General features: G+C 75.5%; 15 protein-coding genes. 6 read left to right on the forward strand and 9 right to left on the reverse strand.

Features of this window, described 5'->3' with window-relative positions; all coding sequences use genetic code 11:
* The first annotated feature begins 98 nt into the window (after positions 1-98).
* Both M3185_RS04510 and M3185_RS04515 read left to right on the forward strand, forming a co-directional pair.
* Positions 99-842 carry a potassium channel family protein gene (locus M3185_RS04510; RefSeq protein WP_251332472.1) on the forward strand — a complete coding sequence of 248 codons (744 nt, stop codon included), beginning with the start codon at positions 99-101 and terminating at the stop codon, positions 840-842.
* The gene (locus M3185_RS04515) at positions 842-1,516 is read left to right on the forward strand and encodes a potassium channel family protein (RefSeq protein WP_251332473.1); all 675 of its coding nucleotides are present in this window, start codon (positions 842-844) and stop codon (positions 1,514-1,516) included. Before M3185_RS04510 ends, M3185_RS04515 begins: the two co-directional genes overlap by 1 nt.
* 6 nt (positions 1,517-1,522) lie before the next feature.
* Here M3185_RS04515 and M3185_RS04520 read toward each other — a convergent pair whose 3' ends face one another.
* From M3185_RS04520 to dut, 4 genes are all read right to left on the reverse strand, one after another.
* Complete coding sequence (locus tag M3185_RS04520; RefSeq protein WP_251332474.1) at positions 1,523-2,257, reverse strand: DUF3159 domain-containing protein; 735 nt, start codon at positions 2,255-2,257, stop codon at positions 1,523-1,525.
* A gap of 13 nt (positions 2,258-2,270) precedes the next feature.
* Positions 2,271-2,678 carry a hypothetical protein gene (locus M3185_RS04525; protein WP_251332475.1) on the reverse strand — a complete coding sequence of 136 codons (408 nt, stop codon included), beginning with the start codon at positions 2,676-2,678 and terminating at the stop codon, positions 2,271-2,273.
* Between the two features lie 3 nt (positions 2,679-2,681).
* On the reverse strand, positions 2,682-3,431 hold the full coding sequence (locus M3185_RS04530) for a DUF3710 domain-containing protein (RefSeq protein ID WP_251332476.1): 750 nt from the start codon (positions 3,429-3,431) through the stop codon (positions 2,682-2,684).
* Between the two features lie 78 nt (positions 3,432-3,509).
* Entirely contained in the window at positions 3,510-3,938 is a 429-nt protein-coding gene (gene dut / locus M3185_RS04535) for a dUTP diphosphatase (RefSeq protein WP_374238464.1), read from the reverse strand.
* 122 nt (positions 3,939-4,060) lie between these two features.
* Here dut and M3185_RS04540 point away from each other — a divergent pair, with 122 nt between their 5' ends.
* The gene (locus tag M3185_RS04540; RefSeq protein WP_251332478.1) at positions 4,061-4,579 is read left to right on the forward strand and encodes a DUF3093 domain-containing protein; all 519 of its coding nucleotides are present in this window, start codon (positions 4,061-4,063) and stop codon (positions 4,577-4,579) included.
* Between the two features lie 147 nt (positions 4,580-4,726).
* On the opposite strand, the gene M3185_RS04545 is transcribed toward M3185_RS04540, so the two are convergent.
* Positions 4,727-5,026: a DUF4193 domain-containing protein gene (locus M3185_RS04545; RefSeq protein WP_251332479.1), complete on the reverse strand. Its 300-nt coding sequence runs from the start codon at positions 5,024-5,026 to the stop codon at positions 4,727-4,729.
* A gap of 297 nt (positions 5,027-5,323) precedes the next feature.
* On the opposite strand from M3185_RS04545, the gene sepH reads away from it, so the two are divergent.
* Positions 5,324-6,574, forward strand: coding sequence for a septation protein SepH (gene sepH / locus M3185_RS04550; RefSeq protein ID WP_251332480.1), 1,251 nt, complete (start codon positions 5,324-5,326; stop codon positions 6,572-6,574).
* 129 nt (positions 6,575-6,703) lie between these two features.
* On the forward strand, positions 6,704-7,483 hold the full coding sequence (locus tag M3185_RS04555) for a hypothetical protein (RefSeq protein ID WP_251332481.1): 780 nt from the start codon (positions 6,704-6,706) through the stop codon (positions 7,481-7,483).
* 39 nt (positions 7,484-7,522) lie between these two features.
* On the opposite strand, the gene M3185_RS04560 is transcribed toward M3185_RS04555, so the two are convergent.
* Genes M3185_RS04560 through M3185_RS04575 form a run of 4 tightly spaced genes read right to left on the reverse strand, consistent with a single transcriptional unit; the run spans position 7,523 to position 13,501 of the window.
* On the reverse strand, positions 7,523-8,698 hold the full coding sequence (locus M3185_RS04560) for an alkaline phosphatase family protein (RefSeq protein WP_251332482.1): 1,176 nt from the start codon (positions 8,696-8,698) through the stop codon (positions 7,523-7,525).
* The gene (locus M3185_RS04565; RefSeq protein WP_251332483.1) at positions 8,695-9,405 is read right to left on the reverse strand and encodes a DUF5998 family protein; all 711 of its coding nucleotides are present in this window, start codon (positions 9,403-9,405) and stop codon (positions 8,695-8,697) included. Before M3185_RS04565 ends, M3185_RS04560 begins: the two co-directional genes overlap by 4 nt.
* 46 nt (positions 9,406-9,451) lie before the next feature.
* Positions 9,452-10,789, reverse strand: coding sequence for a serine/threonine-protein kinase (locus M3185_RS04570; RefSeq protein WP_251332484.1), 1,338 nt, complete (start codon positions 10,787-10,789; stop codon positions 9,452-9,454).
* 15 nt (positions 10,790-10,804) lie between these two features.
* The gene (locus M3185_RS04575) at positions 10,805-13,501 is read right to left on the reverse strand and encodes a bifunctional acetate--CoA ligase family protein/GNAT family N-acetyltransferase (RefSeq protein WP_251332485.1); all 2,697 of its coding nucleotides are present in this window, start codon (positions 13,499-13,501) and stop codon (positions 10,805-10,807) included.
* Positions 13,502-13,631: 130 nt separating this feature from the next.
* Here M3185_RS04575 and M3185_RS04580 point away from each other — a divergent pair, with 130 nt between their 5' ends.
* On the forward strand, positions 13,632-16,130 hold the full coding sequence (locus M3185_RS04580) for a DNA gyrase/topoisomerase IV subunit A (RefSeq protein WP_251332486.1): 2,499 nt from the start codon (positions 13,632-13,634) through the stop codon (positions 16,128-16,130).
* The last annotated feature ends 5 nt before the right edge of the window (positions 16,131-16,135 follow it).

Genomic DNA, 16,135 nt, shown 5'->3' on the forward strand with positions numbered 1-16,135 from the left:
CACGCTAGTCCGTCCCGCCGCGATTGTCCGCCACGGGGGACGTGAGCTGCGCCGCCCCCGCGCCGGGGCGGTCCCCGGGGTGGCCTAGGCTGGGAGCCATGGCGCACTTCGTGATCATGGGAGTCGGGCGGGTCGGCGTGATGATCGCCCACACCCTCGAGGACTCCGGGCACACCGTCGCGGTCATCGACCAGGACGACCGGGCGTTCCGCCGGCTGCGCAAGTCCTTCGGGGGCAAGAAGGTCACGGGCCTGGGCTTCGACCGCGAGGTGCTGCGCCGCGCCGGGATCGAGGAGGCCTACGCGTTCGCGGCGGTCTCCAGCGGGGACAACTCCAACATCATCGCCGCCCGGGTGGCGCGCGAGACCTTCAAGGTGCGCCGGGTGGTCGCCCGCATCTACGACCCCAACCGCGCCGAGTTCTACCAGCGCCTGGGCATCCCCACGGTCGCCGCCGTGCGCTGGAGCGCCGACCAGGCGCTGCGCCGGATCCTGCCGGAGCAGTCGATCACCGCGGACTTCCGGGAGGCCTCCGGGCGGCTCCAGCTCGCGGAGCTCCTGCTCGACGACTCCTGGTCCGGCCTGCACCTCGACGCGATCGCGGAGGCCACCGGGGTGCGCGTCGCGTTCGTGACCCGCTTCGGGGAGGGCATCCTGCCGGGCCCGGACACCAGCTACCAGCAGGGGGACGTGGTGCACGCCATGATGCGCACCGACGACGTCGAGGCCGTCACCAGGGTGCTGTCCCGGCCGCCGAGCCCGGACGTCCTCGACCTGGCCAGCTCGCTGCGCCGCGACGCCGACGGCGTGGCCGGCGACGACCGCTACCCGGGAGGCAGCTGATGCGCGTGGTGATCGTGGGCGCGGGCGCCGTGGGTGCCTCCATCGCCCGGGAGCTGCTCTCGCACCGCCACGAGGTGGTGATCTTCGACGAGAAGCCGGAGGTGATCGGGCGCTCCGACCTGCGCGGGGCGCAGTGGATCATCGGCGACGCCTGCGAGCTGTCCACGCTGCGGGAGGGCGGGCTGGAGGACACCGACGTCGTCGTCGCCGCGACGGGCGACGACAAGGCGAACCTCGTGGTCTCCCTCCTGGCCCGGAGCGAGTTCGGCGTGCCCCGCACGGTCGGGCGCGTCAACAACCCCAAGAACGAGTGGCTCTTCGACGACGCGTGGGGCGTGGACGTCGCGGTCTCGACGCCGCGGCTGATGACGGCGCTCGTCGAGGAGGCGGTCGAGGTCGGCGACGTCGTGCGGCTGCTGACGCTGCAGACGGGTGGGGCGATGCTCTCGGCGTACACGGTCCCGCACGAGCACCCCGTGATCGCCACCATGGTCTCGCAGGTGCCGTGGCCGCCGGAGGTGACGCTCGTGGCGATTCTGCGCGACGGCGTGCCCATCACCCCGTCCGGGGACGACGTCCTCGAGGGCGCCGACCAGCTGTTCTTCGTCTCCAGCGCCGAGGGCGAGGCCCAGCTGCGGGCGATGTTCACCACCGCCGGCGAGCACGGGGCCTGACGGGACTCAGACTCCGCCCTGCGTCCCGTCCTGCGTCCCGGCGACCTGCTGCGGGGGCCGGGAGACGAGCCACGCGAGCCACAGGGTCAGCGCGTACAGCGGCACGCCCATCACCAGGCGGGCCACGCCCAGGCCGGTGACGTTCTCCGCGAGGTACAGGGGCACCTGCACGAGGAGCCGGGCCGCGAACATGGCCATCAGCATGCCGGTGGCGATCTGGTAGGCGCGGCGGCGCACCGCCACCCCGCGCCACTGCGTGCCCTCCCCGCGGATGTACCCGTAGAACACCCCGAGCAGCGGCCAGCGCGCGAGCAGGGACACGCCCAGGCCGGCGCACCAGATCGCGTTGATCCAGAAGCCGGGCACGTAGTAGTCCAGCGCCTCGCCGGTGGCCCGGGCCACGAGCGAGCAGACCCCCACGCCCACGAACCCGGAGACGGCCTGGAGGAGGCTCTGGCGCTGGACCAGCCGCAGCACCGTGAACAGGGCCGCCGCGCCCAGCGAGGCGAGCAGGGCGGGGCCCAGGACGCCGCCGATCAGGAGCACGGCCAGGAACACGACGCCGGGCAGGATCGTCTCGGCGAGCCCGCGCCAGCCGCCCACGGCGTGCAGCACGTCGAGCTGGCCGTCGGCCCGGCGGCGCATCCCGGAGCGGGCCGCGTAGGCGGCCATCGAGCGCTCCAGGTCGCGGGCGCGCCGCGGCGGCTCGGTGTCCTCCCGGGGCTCGCTGGGGTCCGTCATGTGCTGACCTGTCCTATCTGCCGACCTGCTTGGCGATGATCTCGTAGCGCGGGTTGAACATCGTGGGCCGCCCGTCCCGGAAGCTGACCACGCCCACGCAGCGCAGCCGGGTGCCGGCGGTCACCCCCGGCACGCTGCGCTGGCCCTGCCAGACGAGCCGCAGGGGGCGGGGCTCGGGGCGGCCGTCCTCCCCCAGCGCCGGGGAGCAGTCGGGCACGAGCAGCGCGCAGTAGCTCTGCACGCCCGTCACCGGGGGAACGGTGACCTCCTCGACCAGCCCGGTGGCCATCACGCGGCGGCGCCCGCCCCGGGCCGCGGTGGCGGGGTCGAGGTCGCCCGCGCACACCGGGTCCTCGGTGATGACGTCGATCGCCCCCGTCGCGGCCGTCGCGCGCGGGGGGCGGGTCCAGGTCGTCGTCACGGCTCAGCCGATCTCCGTGATCTCCGGGCCGCGCTGCGGGGGACGCGCGGGGGCTGGCTCGGGCGCGGGGTCCGGCGCGGGCGGGTCGGCCGGGCGGCGGACCGCGCCCTCGGGCACGCTCAGCGGCAGCAGCTCCCGCGGGGGCATGGGCTTGTCGCCGCGCACGACCACCAGCTCGCGCAGGACCTCCTCCAGGGCCGCGGCCGGTTCGGCGGCCACGGCCGCGGTGCCCGTAAACACGGCGCGGACGAACCAGCGGGGCCCGTCGACGCCGACGAAGCGCGCGAGGCGGAAGCCGCGCGTGCCGTCCGAGGCGGTGGCCGGGAAGCGGGTGAGGACCTGGAGCCCGAAGGGGCCCTCCTCGATCCGGGGCTCCCCGTTGCTCGTGCGCAGGGACTCGACGAGCTCGCGGCGCACCTCGTCCCACAGCCCCTCGGAGCGTGGGGCGGCGAACGCCTGGACCTGGACGGAGCCGCCGTCCAGGTCCAGGGCCACGGCGCGGGGGCGCTGGGTGCGCTCGTCGATCTCGAGGCGCACGCCCAGGCCCTTGCGGGGCCGCACGAGCAGCGACCCGAGGTCGAGGTAGCCGTCCCGGTGCTCGAGCTGGGAGACGTCGAGCGGTCCCCGCGGCTCCTGCCGGGCCTTCGTGGCGGCCTCGGCGGCGTCCGCCGCGGCGGCCTCTCCGGCGGGCACGTCCTCGTGCCCGCCGGGCGCGGCGTCCTGCTGCGGCTGCTTCTTCTTGCGACCGAACATGTTCTCGTTCTCCTCCGCCGGCACGCCGTGCCGGCTCGTGGGTCTGCTCGCGGTGGGGCCTCGGGTGCGGGCGCGGTCTCAGGCGGTGCCGCTGGAGCCGAAGCCCGAGCCCCCGCGCTCGGAGGGCGGCAGGGCCTCGACCACCTCGAAGACGGCCTGTTCGACGCGCTGCACGACCAGCTGCGCGATCCGGTCGCCCCGGCGCACCTCGAAGGCCTCGGCGGTGTCCGTGTTGAGCAGGGTCACCATGATCTCCCCGCGGTAGCCGGAGTCCACCGTGCCGGGGGCGTTGACGACGGTGATCCCGTGGCGGGCGGCGAGCCCGGAGCGCGGGTGGACGAACCCCGCGTAGCCCACGGGCAGGGCGAGCGCCACGCCGGTGGGCACCAGTGCCCGCGCACCGGGGGCCAGGGTCACGTCCACGCGGGAGCGCAGGTCCGCGCCGGCGTCCCCGGGCTTCGCGTACACGGGGAGGGGCAGGTCGGGATCGAGGGCCCGCAGGGCGATGCTGAGCGGGCACCCGGTCCCGGGCGGCGGCCGGTGGCCTGTCGACTGGTCGTTCACAGTGCCCCACTCTAACGCCACGGGGGCGGGCGGGACGGCCTGCGCAGTCGTGAGAGTCTTAAGGCATGTCCCACCCTGCCTCCTCCAGCGCGTTCCCCGCCGACGACCCTCGCCGTCCCCGCCCGTCCGGCCCGGACGGGACCGGCTCCGAGGTCCTCTACGAGGAGCGGCTCTCGCCCGCGTGGTGGATGTGGCTGCTCGTCCTGTTCGTGGGCGCCGTCGTGTTCGTGTCCCTGGCCCCCGTCAACCCGTGGGTCGCCGCGGCCGCCGCCGTCGTGGCCGCCGGCGGTGCCGGCATCGCCCTGGCGGTCTCCAGCCCGTCGATCGTCGTCACCCGGGAGCACCTGCAGGTGGGCCGGGCCCGCATCGAGCGGCGCTTCGTGGGCGAGGCGGAGGCGTTCCGCGGCGACGCCGTCCGCTGGGTGCGCGGGCCCGAGCTCGACGCCCGCGCCTACATGAACTTCCGCGCCTCCGTGGGCCCGGTGGTGCGGATCCGCATCACCGACCCCGTGGACCCCACGCCCTACTGGCTGACCTCCTCCCGCCACCCGGAGCGGATCGTCGAGGTCCTCGCCGGGCGCTGAGCCGCCGGGGACCGGCCGGCGGCGCCGCCGGGGCCGCCCCCGCAGCGTTTTCCTGGGGGCGCGAGGACCGCCTCCATGCAGAACCCCGCCGCGACGGCCGTCGCGGCGGGGTTCTGCATGGAGGCGGAGCGGGTCGCCGGGCCGGACTCAGCCCACGCACTCGACGCAGTACTTCACGCCGTTCTTCTCCTCGGCGATCTGCGAGCGGTGGCGGACCAGGAAGCAGGACCCGCAGGTGAACTCGTCCTCCTGGGCCGGGAGCACGATGACGGAGAGCTCCTCGTTCGACAGGTCCGCGCCCGGAAGCTCGAAGCTCTCGGCGGCGGCGGCCTCGTCCTCGTCCACGCTGCCCGACTGCGAGTCGCTGCGACGGGTCTGCAGCTCCTCGATCGAGTCCTCCTTGAGCTCGTCGTCCTGCTTGCGCGGCGCGTCGTAGTCAGTGGCCATAGTCCGTCTTCGCTCCAATGGGTCCGGGGGTGGCTCCGGCGGGGCGTCGAAGCGGCCCGCCGGGCTCTGTATCGCGTAGATTGTTCACCATACGTGGGCAAAAATCCAACCGTGTCCCCTGCCCGCGAACGGGCCGCAGGAGGCGTTCCGACCGGTCCCCGGCGGCTGCCTGCCGGCCCAGTAGGATTGGGGCGCGAGACCGGCCCGGCGCGGAGTGCGCGGCCCCCGATCCCGCCCCGCAGTGCCCGCTCGAGGACCGCGACGCACCCGAGAACCACCCACCGGAGGATTGAGAGCATGGAGCAGTTGCGCCTGGCAGGTGTGCACGACGACGGTGAGCACCTGGTCGTCGAGGACGAGACGGGCACCCGCCGCCTGCTGAGGATCGACCAGGAGCTGCGGCTGGCCGTCCAGCGGGCGCGGCGCCTGCCCGCGGCGCGCCAGCGGGGCGGGCAGTTCGGTCCCCGCGAGATCCAGGCGCGCTTCCGCGCCGGCGCCACGGTCGACGAGATCGTGGCCGAGAGCGGCTGGGAGGCCGCCCGGGTCCGGCGCTACGAGTGGCCGATCCTCGCCGAGCGCGCCCACGTGGCCGCCGAGGCGCAGAAGGTCGAGATCGAGGACCCGACCGCCCACCGCGGCTACCACTCCGTCTTCGAGGGCGAGCCCCTGACGCTGGGCCGCGCCGTCGCCCACCGCGCGGGCGAGCTGGGCGTGGACCCGGCCTCCCTCGAGTGGGACTCCTGGCAGCGCGAGGACCAGCTGTGGACGGTCGTCGCCCGGTTCGTCGTGGTGGACCCGGCCGCCGCCCCCGGCGAGGAGCCCTCCCCGGCCGAGTGGATCTTCAATCCCGCCAACCAGAGCGTCCGGTCCGCCAACGCGTGGGCGGAGGCGCTGACCGAGCCGGAGCGCCCGGACACCCCCATCACCGCCGGCGCGGGCGTGGTCCCCGGCGGCCTGGGCCCCGAGCTCACCCAGCTGCGCCGCTCCGCCGTGGAGGCCGACGACCTCCTCGACGTCCTGCAGGCCCGCCGCGGCCAGCGCCTCGGCGAGGACGTCCAGGGGGACGACGCCCTGGCCGAGCTGCTGGGCCGCGGCATGGGCCACCTCGAGCACCGGCCCCGCCCGCTCGGCGCCCCCGAGGACACCCCGGTCTTCGACCGCCCCTTCCAGGCCGCGACGCAGTTCCCCGTCCCCGCCGGGCCCGGGGGGACGGTCCCCGAGCCCGCCGCCGCCCCGGCGGAGGAGCCGGTGGGGGAGCCCGTGGAGGAACCGGCGGCCCCGGAGCGGGCCCCCGAGCCCGCCGCCCCGGTCGGCGACCGGACCGCGGAGCTGGCCGGGGACCGTGGCGAGGCGCCCGCGGCCGGGGCGGAGCCGGCCGGTGGCGAGGGCCCCGCCTCCTCCGCGGGGACCGACGACGCCGGCAGCACGGCCGAGCCCGCCTCCGCGGACCGGCCCCGCCCCCGCAACCGGACGGCCAAGGCCCGCCGCTCGAACCGGTCCTCGGTGCCCAGCTGGGACGAGATCGTCTTCGGCAGCTCCTCGGACTGAGCCCGGCCGCCGGCGCGCGGGAACCCGCGGCGCCGCACGGGATAGAGTGCACGCAGCAGCGCCCGGTCCGCGGGCCGCCCGTCCGGTGCCCGCGGGACCGGACACGATCACGTCAGGGGCTTGTACGGCATGGGCAACACCATCCAGGACGATCTCTTCGGGGAGGACGAGTACGACGCCGCCCCGGCACGGGCCGTGCCCGGCGGCCCGGAGGACCCGGATCCGCTGGACGACCCCGGCGCCGGGACCACCGCCGGGTCCCCCACCCTGGGCCGGCTCGTCGCGGTCCTGCTCCTGGGCGCCGTCGCCCTCGTGGTGCTGGCCGGCGCGGGCGCCCTGTACCTCGGCGGCGTGGGCCGGGACCTCTTCGGCGCGGGCCGCGAGGGGCAGTTCACCCCCGCCCCGGCCGTGACGGGCCTCCCGTCGGCCTCGCCCACCGCCTCGCCGACCAGGACGCGCAGCGCGAGCCCGACGCCGTCGCCCACTCCTTCTCCCGAGGCCGTGCCGGAACCCGCGGCCCCCGTCCTTCCCCCGCCGGCTTCGCAGCCCCCGGCTCCCGCGGCCCCGGAGCCGGTGGTGCCCGAGCCCGTGGTGCCCGAGCCCGTGGTGCCCGAGCCGGTGGTCCCGGCCCCTGTCGCCCCGGTGCCGGTGGTCCCCGCTCCGGCCCCTCCGGTTCCCGCCGCCCCGGCGCCGTCCGCACCAGCACCGTCCGCACCGGCCCGGACGCAGTCCCCCGCCCCCGGGACCGCGCCCCCGGCCACCGAGGGCACGGGGGGCGGCTCCACCCCCGAGCAGACGCGGAGCGGGGAGGCCGCGGCGGAGGACGACGGCGTCACGGGCGAGGCCGGTCCGGGCGGGACCGGCGAACCCGACGCCGGCGCGGAGCCCGCGTCCTCCGCCACCCCCTGAGCGCGCTCCGGGGCTCCGCTCACGGCTCCGCGGCCCGGGTCAGGCGAGCCGCAGCAGCGGCACCTCGCGCTCCGCGCGGGTGAGGGAGCCGTGCTGGCCCACCATCGCCATGGCGCTCGGCCGGACGCGCCCGAGGTCGAACAGGGCCAGCGGGTCCTTCGCCGCGACGAGCAGGTCCCCGATGCGCCCGCGCACCGTCTCGCGCACCTGCTCGGGCGCTCCGAAGTAGCCGGCGGCCAGCGCGGCCTCCCGGGAGAGGAGCCACACGCGGGACCCGAAGCGCTCGCGCCAGGCGCCCACCAGGTGCCGGACGTCCTCGGCGGTCGCCTCCGGTTCGAGGTGCAGCTGGACCATCCGCGGCTCCCCGGCGGTGTGGCGCACGCCGTCGAGCAGCCCGGGCAGCTGCGCGTAGTCCACCCGTGCCTCCGGGGCCACGTCCACCATGCCGTGGTCGCCGGTGACCAGCACGGTCGTGCCCGAGGGGACCCGGGCCACCAGGCGGCGCAGGGACGCGTCGAGCTCCTCGAGCTGGGCCGTCCACTCCCAGGACTCCCAGCCCCGGGCGTGGCCCGTGCGGTCCAGCTCGTCCCAGTAGAAGTACATGAGCGTGTCCCGCCCGGCCGCCAGCTCGTCGAGGGCCGCGGTCACGCGCGCCGCGGGCCCGTCCGCGGGCACGAACCGGCCCCCGCGCAGGGCCGCCCCGGTGAGGCCGGAGCCGGCGAACCGGTGCCGGCTGACCGTGACCACGTCCACGTGCTCGGCCGCCCGCTCGAACACCGTGGGCAGCGGCTGCCAGGTCCGGGCGTCCACCCCGGGGTCCCACCCGCCGAGCTGGTTGACCACCAGGTCGCGCTCCGGGTCCAGGACGTCGTAGCCGACGAGCCCGTGCGCGCCCGGTGGCGTGCCCGTGCCGAGGGAGGCGAGCGAGGCGGCCGTCGTCGTGGGGAAGGCGGCGTCCAGGGTCGCCAGGCTCCGCGCGCCGGCGAGCGTGGGCGCGTGCCCGGCGCGGGCGCGCAGCTGGGCGCGGCCCAGCCCGTCCACCAGGACGACGACGACCCGGCGCGCCGGGCCCAGCCCCAGCACGTCGTCGTAGCCGGGCACCCCGAGGGACGCCGCGGCGGAGGTCAGCACCTCGGCGACGGAGCGCCGCCCGTAGCGCGGCGGCGCCGGCAGGTCGGTGGGCAGTCCGGGAAGGGCCTCCTGGACCGCCGTCATCGGGCGGCGCCGCCGTCGCGGCCGGTGAACCGGTCGGTGAACCGGGTCCGCGGCGTCGCGGCGGCCGCCCGCCGGGGAGCAGGGGTGCGCCCGTGCGCGGGCTGGGCGATCTGGGCGCCGTTGGTCAGCGGCGCGAGGTTGGCCCGGCGCAGGGTCCGCGCGAACTCCCGCGCCCCCTCGACCGCGGCGGGCCCGTCCGCCTCGGCGCTGATCCGCAGCACGATGTCCTCCCGGGCCGCCGTGCCGGTGTAGCCGTGGTCGGCCTGGCACTGGGGGTCGTCGCACATCGCGGGGGCGAGGTCCACGTGCAGGGTGCCCGTCCACGCGATGGCGAGGGTCACCTCGGAGATCGGGCTGTCCGGGCGGTAGTTCGCCGGCTCGTAGTAGGAGTAGCTGAGCGTCACGGAGCGGATCTGCGAGATCCCGACCGTCTCCGTGGACACGCGGGCGACGACGTCGCGGCCGCTCTCGTCGAACTCCTCGTCGTCCACGTGCGTGACGTGCAGGACGTCCTCGGCGAGCACGAGCACGGTGATGTGGCGGTGCACCTCGGTGCGGTCGATGTGGGTCTCGAGCTGCACGAGGTGCGAGACCGGGGACCGGCCGTCCAGCGAGTCCTGGACCACGTCGATCACCAGCTGGGGGTAGAACCCGGCCTTGTTGATGTCCTCGACCAGCCGCTGGCCGCGCTCACCTGAATACGTCATGGGGGCCATTTTCCCCCACGGCGGCGTCCGCGCCCAACACGGCCGGTCAGGACGCCCGGTAGGAGCAGTTCTCCCGCCCGCCGCCGGCGTCCTCGCAGACCCACTCCATCCGCACGGGCCCGTCCTGCACCGGGGCGGAGGGCGTGGGGGTGGCGGGAGCCGGAGCCGTCGTGCTGGGCTCCGCGCCCGGCTCGGCGGAGCCCGGGGGCTCGAGCAGCAGGTAGGCGGCGAGGACCGCCGTGATGCCGAGCAGGACCAGCAGGAGGGCGGCCGCCGCGCCGCGGCGCCGGCGGGTGGGCGCGGGGGCCGCGGCACCGGCGGGGGGCCGGACGGCGGGCACGGTCAGCGTGGCGGTCGGCACCGCGGCGGCGGTCGTGGGGGTGCGGTCCTCGTCCCCGGCCCGCTGCGCTCCCCCGGTCCCCCGGTCCGCGGGCGGCACCGGCGCTGCGGCGGGCGCCGGGGCGTGCGAGGCCTCGGCGACCGGGGCCTCCGTGGCGGGCGGTGCGGTCCCGGCGCCCGCCCGGCTCGCCCAGGGCTCGGGCAGGGGGTCGAGGACGTCGAAGATCTCGAAGGGCTCCCCGTCGCGGGTGAGGGCCGGGTCGAAGCGGCGGCAGGCCGCGCTCGCGCTGAGGTCCTGGAGCACCGTCACGGCGGCCCGGCGCCGCTGGACGGGGTCGGGGGTCAGCAGCGCGGCCAGCTGCTCCGCGAGGTCCCCCGGCTGCCCGACGATCGCGCGGGCGTCGTCGGGACCGAGCCCCTCCCACGGCTCGAGGGACGGGTCGAGCATCCGCAGCGCGGTGACCCCGGCGGCGTAGACGTCCTGGGCGGGGTCGGGGTCCGTCAGCCCGTACGCCTCCGGGGGCAGGTAGCCGGGCGTGCCCACCACGGTGCCCGTGCGGGTCAGCCGCGCGTCCTCGACCCGCACGGCGATGCCGAAGTCGGAGAGGAAAACGTGGGGACGCCCCGTCCCGGTGCTGTCGAGCATGAGGTTGGCCGGCTTCACGTCGCGGTGCACCCAGCCCTGGGCGTGCACGAAGTGGAGGGCCTGGAGCAGCTGGGCCAGGACCTCCTGCGTCAGGTCGGAGGACGCGGCTCCGTTGTCCCGCAGCGCCGACTCCAGGGTGCCCCCGTGGACCAGGGGCATGGCGATGACCACGTGCACGTCCTCCGCGGCCCACCCGTAGGGGGCGAGCACGTGCGGGTGGTCGAGCTTCACCGACTGCTCGCGGGCGAAGCGCAGCAGGTCCGCGGAGTCCCGCTGGCGCAGCACCTTGGCGGCGCACAGCTGCTGGAGCCGGCCGTCCCAGGCGCGCCAGACGGCCCCGCTGCCGCCGCGGGCGATGGGGTCGATGAGCGTGTAGCGCCCGGCGATGGTGTCGGCCACGGGATCCGGCGCCGCCTAGCCGCGCATGGCCCGGCGAGCGCTGTCCGTCCGCTGCTGGGGGTTGCCGAGCCCGACGGAGGCGCCGAGGACGGTCAGGGAGTCGGTGGACACGAGCACCGGGTTCAGCTGCACGCGGGCGATCTCGGGGTGCCGGTCCTTGAGCAGGGCCAGCCGGCCCACGAGGTCCTCGAGCCGGTCCACGTCCGCGGCCGGCACGCTCTGGTAGCCGAAGAGCTTGCGCGAGGCCTTGGGCTCGCGGACCATCCGCCGCACGTCCAGGTCGGTCAGCGGCGGGACCCGGTGGGCCCAGTCCTCGAGCAGGTTGACGGCGTCCCCGGCCATCCCAAAGGAGAGCACGGGGCCGATGAGGGGGTCCTCGATGGCCCGCACCACCACGGCCTGGCCGGTCGGGGCCATGGCCTGGACCTCGAGGTCGAAGGAGCCGAAGGCGGCGAGGGTGCGGTGCATGGTGTCGATCGCCGCGCGCAGCTGCGCGCCGTCCTGGATGTTCAGCTGCACCCCGCCCAGGTCCAGGCGGTGGCGGAGGTTGGGGTCGGTGGTCTTGAGCGCCACGGGGTAGCCGATGCGCTCGGCGGCGGCCAGGGCGTCCTCGGGAGCCGTGAAGCGGGCGCTGGGCAGGACCTCGATCCCGTAGGTGCCGAGCAGCGTCCGGACCTGCTCGGTGTCCAGCTCGAGCAGCCCGTCGCCGGGGACGCGGGGGGCGAGGGTCTCGACGAACGTCTCGGCGGCCTCCCGGTCCACGCCCTCCGGCTCGCGCAGCACGCCCTGGTCCTGGGCGCGCCAGCGGGTGTAGTCGACGACCTTCGCCAGCGCGCGCAGCGCCGCGCCCGGGGAGTCGAAGCAGGGGACCTCCAGGCCGTCTCCGCCGTGGTGGACGGCGGAGACGGCGCCCGGCTCGGTGCAACCCGTGAAGACGACGACCACGGCCTTGCCGTACTCGCGGCCCACCTGCCCCACGGCCTCGGCGACCTCCTGGCGGGTGGTGTGCGGGATCGGCATGAGGGTGACCACGGCCGCGTCCACGGCCTCCGCGCCGAGGGTCCGCCCCACGGCCGCCCGGAGGGCGTCGAGCGCCTCGGCGCCGCCGGCGCCGGTGGGCACCCCCGCCTGCGTCACGGCGACCTCGAGGCCCAGCTGCATGCACCGGTCCTCCATGAGCTGGCCGAGGGCCAGGGCGTTGGCGACGAGGCCGGTGCGCGGGCCGGCGGGCAGGGGCTGGCTGACGAGGATGCCGGCGACGTCCATGAGCTGCTCGCTGGTGTCCGCGCGGATCACCCCGGCCTGGCGGAACATCGCGTCCAGCGCCCCCGGGGGCGCCTGGGTGGTGCGCCCGGTGTGCCCGGGGGGCAGCCGCAGCCCGGTGACCTCGCTCTTGGCCACGATGACGGGCTTGTTCAGGGACAGCCGGCGGGCGATGCGGGAGAACTTGCGCGGGTTGCCCACGGACTGCAGGTAGAGCCCGCAGGCGCGGGTGGCGGTGTCGTCCTCCCAGTACTGCATCATGTCGTTGCCCGACACGTCGGCCCGGTTGCCCGCGGAGAGGTAGGTGGACACGCCGACGGCGTGGCGCACCGCGGCCGCGTGGATCATCATCCCGATCGCCCCGGACTGGCTGAACAGCCCCAGGGACCCGTTCCGGGGCAGCGGGTGGAGGATCGAGGCGTTGAACCGGGCGTCGGGGGCGGTGTTGAACAGGCCGAGGCTCGCCGGTCCGACCAGCCGCATGCCGTGGGCGCGGGCGCGGCGCACGAGCTCGGTCTGGCGGGCCTGGCCCTCGGCCCCCGCCTCGGCGTAGCCCCCGGTGACCACGACCACCGCGTGGACCCCCGCCGCGCCGCACTCCTCCACGACACCGGCGACCTGGTCCACCGGGACGGCCACGACGGCGAGGTCCACGCGCCCGGGGACGTCGCGGATCGAGGTGGCGTGGACCATGCCGTCGCGCTCGAACGGGGTGGGGCTCACCCCGTGCAGCCGCCCGGCGAAGCCGGAGGCGATCAGGTGCTCCACCACGGCGTGCCCGGCGTGGCCGGGATCGCGGGAGGCCCCGATCACCGCCACGGACGAGGGTGCGACGACGTCGGCGATCGAGCGGGCCTCGGCGCGGTGCTCGCGGGCGGCCATGACGGCCAGCGACCTCTCGGTCGGGTCGATGTCGAAGTTCACCACGACCACCCCGTCGTCGAAGCGGCGGGTGAGCTCGTAGCCGGCCTCGGCGAAGACGTGGAGCATCTTGCGGTTCTCGGGCAGCACCTCGGCGGAGAAGCGGTCGATGCCGTTCTCCCGGGCGGCCGCCGCCAGGTGCTCGAGCAGGATCGAGCCGATCCCGCGGCCCTGGTGGGCGTCGGAGATCATGAACGCGACCTCGGCCTCGTTCGGGGTGCCGGTGCGGTCGTAGCGGCCCACGCCGATGATCTGGTCCCCGAGCAGGAGCACGAAGCACACCCGGTTCTTGTGGTCGACCACGGTGAAGCGGTCGAGCTCCCGGGCGCTCAGGGACGGCTTGTACGAGAAGAACCGCAGGTAGATGGTGCTCTCGGACTGCGACTGGTGGAAGTTCTGCAGCGCGTCCCGGTCGTGCGGGGAGATCGGGCGCAGGTGCGCGGTCGCGCCGTCGCGCAGGATCACGTCGGCCTCCCAGTACTCGGGGTACCGGCTGGGCGTCTCCGTGTCCGTGGGCTCTGGAACCATAGACTTCAGGCTAGTAGACAAACCCGCACCGTCAACGGTGCGTCCCGGTGCGTCCCCCGGCGAGCTCCAGCACCGTGCTCGCCCGGGCACGCCCCGGGGCCGACCCCCGACCGAAGGACCCCCTGCTTTGATGGCTCGCCGCCGTGCGTCCTCCCGCCCGTCCGCCGAGGACGTGCTGCCCGCCGACTTCCGGGAGAACATCGTCGACATCGACGTGACCTCCGAGATGGAGACGAGCTTCCTCGAGTACTCCTACTCCGTGATCTACTCCCGCGCCCTCCCGGACGCGCGGGACGGGCTCAAGCCGGTGCAGCGCCGGATCCTGTTCATGATGGACCGGATGGGGCTGCGCCCCGACCGGGGCCACGTCAAGAGCGCCCGCGTGGTGGGCGAGGTGATGGGCAAGCTGCACCCCCACGGGGACTCCGCGATCTACGACGCGATGGTCCGCCTCGCGCAGCCCTTCGCGATGCGCCTGCCGCTCGTGGACGGGCACGGCAACTTCGGCTCCCTCGACGACGGCCCGGCGGCCTCCCGCTACACCGAGGCCCGCATGGCCCCGGCGGCCCTGGCCCTGACGGCCGACCTCGACGAGGACGTCGTGGACTTCGTGCCCAACTACGACAACCAGTTCTCCCAGCCGGGGGTGCTGCCCGCCGCGTTCCCGAACCTGCTGGTCAACGGCTCCTCGGGCATCGCGGTGGGGATGGCGACGAACATGGCCCCGCACAACCTGCGGGAGGTCGTCGCGGGCGCCCGCCACCTCGTGGAGCACCCGGAGGCCACCCTCGAGGACCTGATGCGCTACATCCCCGGCCCCGACCTGCCCTCGGGCGGGCGGATCGTGGGCCTCGACGGGATCAAGGACGCCTACCGGACGGGGCGGGGCTCGTTCCGGACCCGCGCGAAGGTCTCGATCGAGCAGGTCTCCCCGCGCAAGCAGGGCATCGTGGTCACCGAGCTGCCGTACATGGTCGGGCCCGAGAAGGTCACCGAGAAGATCAAGGAGGCGGCGCAGGCGAAGAAGCTCCAGGGCGTCTCCGACGTCGTGGACCTCACCGACCGCAAGAACGGGCTGCGGCTCGTGATCGAGGTGAAGAACGGGTTCAACCCCGAGGCGGTGCTGCAGCAGCTCTACAAGTACACGCCCATGGAGGACTCCTTCGGGATCAACAATGTGGCGCTCGTGGACGGCCAGCCCCGGACGATGGGCCTGCTCGAGCTGCTGCGGGTCTACGTCGAGCACCGGCTCTCCGTGGTGCGCCGCCGCACCGGGTACCGGCTGGGCAGGCGCCGGGACCGGCTGCACCTCGTCGAGGGCCTGCTCGTGGCGATCGTCGACATCGACGAGGTCATCCGGATCATCCGCGCCTCGGACGAGTCCTCGGCCGCGCGCGAGGAGCTGATGGCCGCGTTCGGCCTCACCCGGGTGCAGGCCGACCACATCCTGGAGCTGCGGCTGCGGCAGCTGACGCGGTTCTCCCGGATCGAGCTCGAGAAGGAGCAGGAGGAGCTGCGCCGGGAGATCGCCGAGCTCGAGGAGGTCCTCGGCTCGGACGCCCGGCTGCGGGCGCTGGTCTCCGCGGAGCTCGCGGAGGTCTCCGCCACCCACGGCGACGACCGGCGCACCGAGCTGCTGGAGTCCGACGCGGTGCCGGGGCCCACCGCGTCGGCCGCTCCCGCCCCCGGCCGGAAGTCCGCCGGCGGGCTGGCCCTAGAGATCCCCGACGACCCGTGCTGGGTGTTCCTCTCCACCTCCGGGCAGCTCGCCCGCACCCCGAGCCGACTGCCCCTGGTCGACCCGCCGCGGCGGATCAAGCACGACGCCCTGACCTCCGTGGTGGGCGCCACCGCCCGCGGGGAGATCGGCGCGGTGACCTCCACGGGGCGCATGGTGCGCGTGCAGGTGATGGACGTGCCCGTGCTGACCGCCTTCGAGGGCACCCCCAAGCTCGGGGACGGCGTGCCCGTCAAGGACTTCCTCACGCTCGCCCGCGGGGAGCGGCTCGTGGGCCTCGCCCCGCTCGGCGCGGTGCTCGCCCTGGGCACCCGCAACGGCGTGGTGAAGCGGGTCAACCCCGACTACCCCCTCAACCGGGAGGAGTGGGAGGTCGTGACCCTGCGGGACGGCGACGAGGTCGTCGGGCTCGCCGAGTCCACCGCGGACGACGACGAGCTGGTCCTCGTGACGCGGCAGGGCAAGCTGCTGCACTTCGACGCCGGGTCGGTCCGCCCGCAGGGCCGCACGGCCGGCGGCGTCGCGGGGATCAAGCTGGGCCCCGGCGACGAGGTCGTCTTCTTCGGCGCCGTGCGCGCCGCGGACGAGACGCCCGTCGTCGTGACGATCGCCCGAGCGGCCGAGGTCCTGCCGGGCATGTCCCAGTACTCGGTGAAGGTCACCCCCTTCGCCGAGTACCCGCCCAAGGGCCGGGCCACGGCCGGGGTGCGGGCCCACCGGTTCCTCAAGGGCGAGACCGGCCTGTCCCTGGCCTGGGTGGGGCACGGCCCGGCCAAGGCGGTCTCCGCCGCCGGTGTGGCGCGGTCCCTGCCCACCGAGCACGGCCGCCGGGACGGGACGGGCGTGCCGCTCGACCAGGTCATCGACGCGGTGGGCCCGGCCTACTCCTGAGGCCG

Source organism: Kocuria rosea, assembly GCF_023715525.1.
GTDB lineage: Bacteria > Actinomycetota > Actinomycetes > Actinomycetales > Micrococcaceae > Kocuria > Kocuria rosea_A.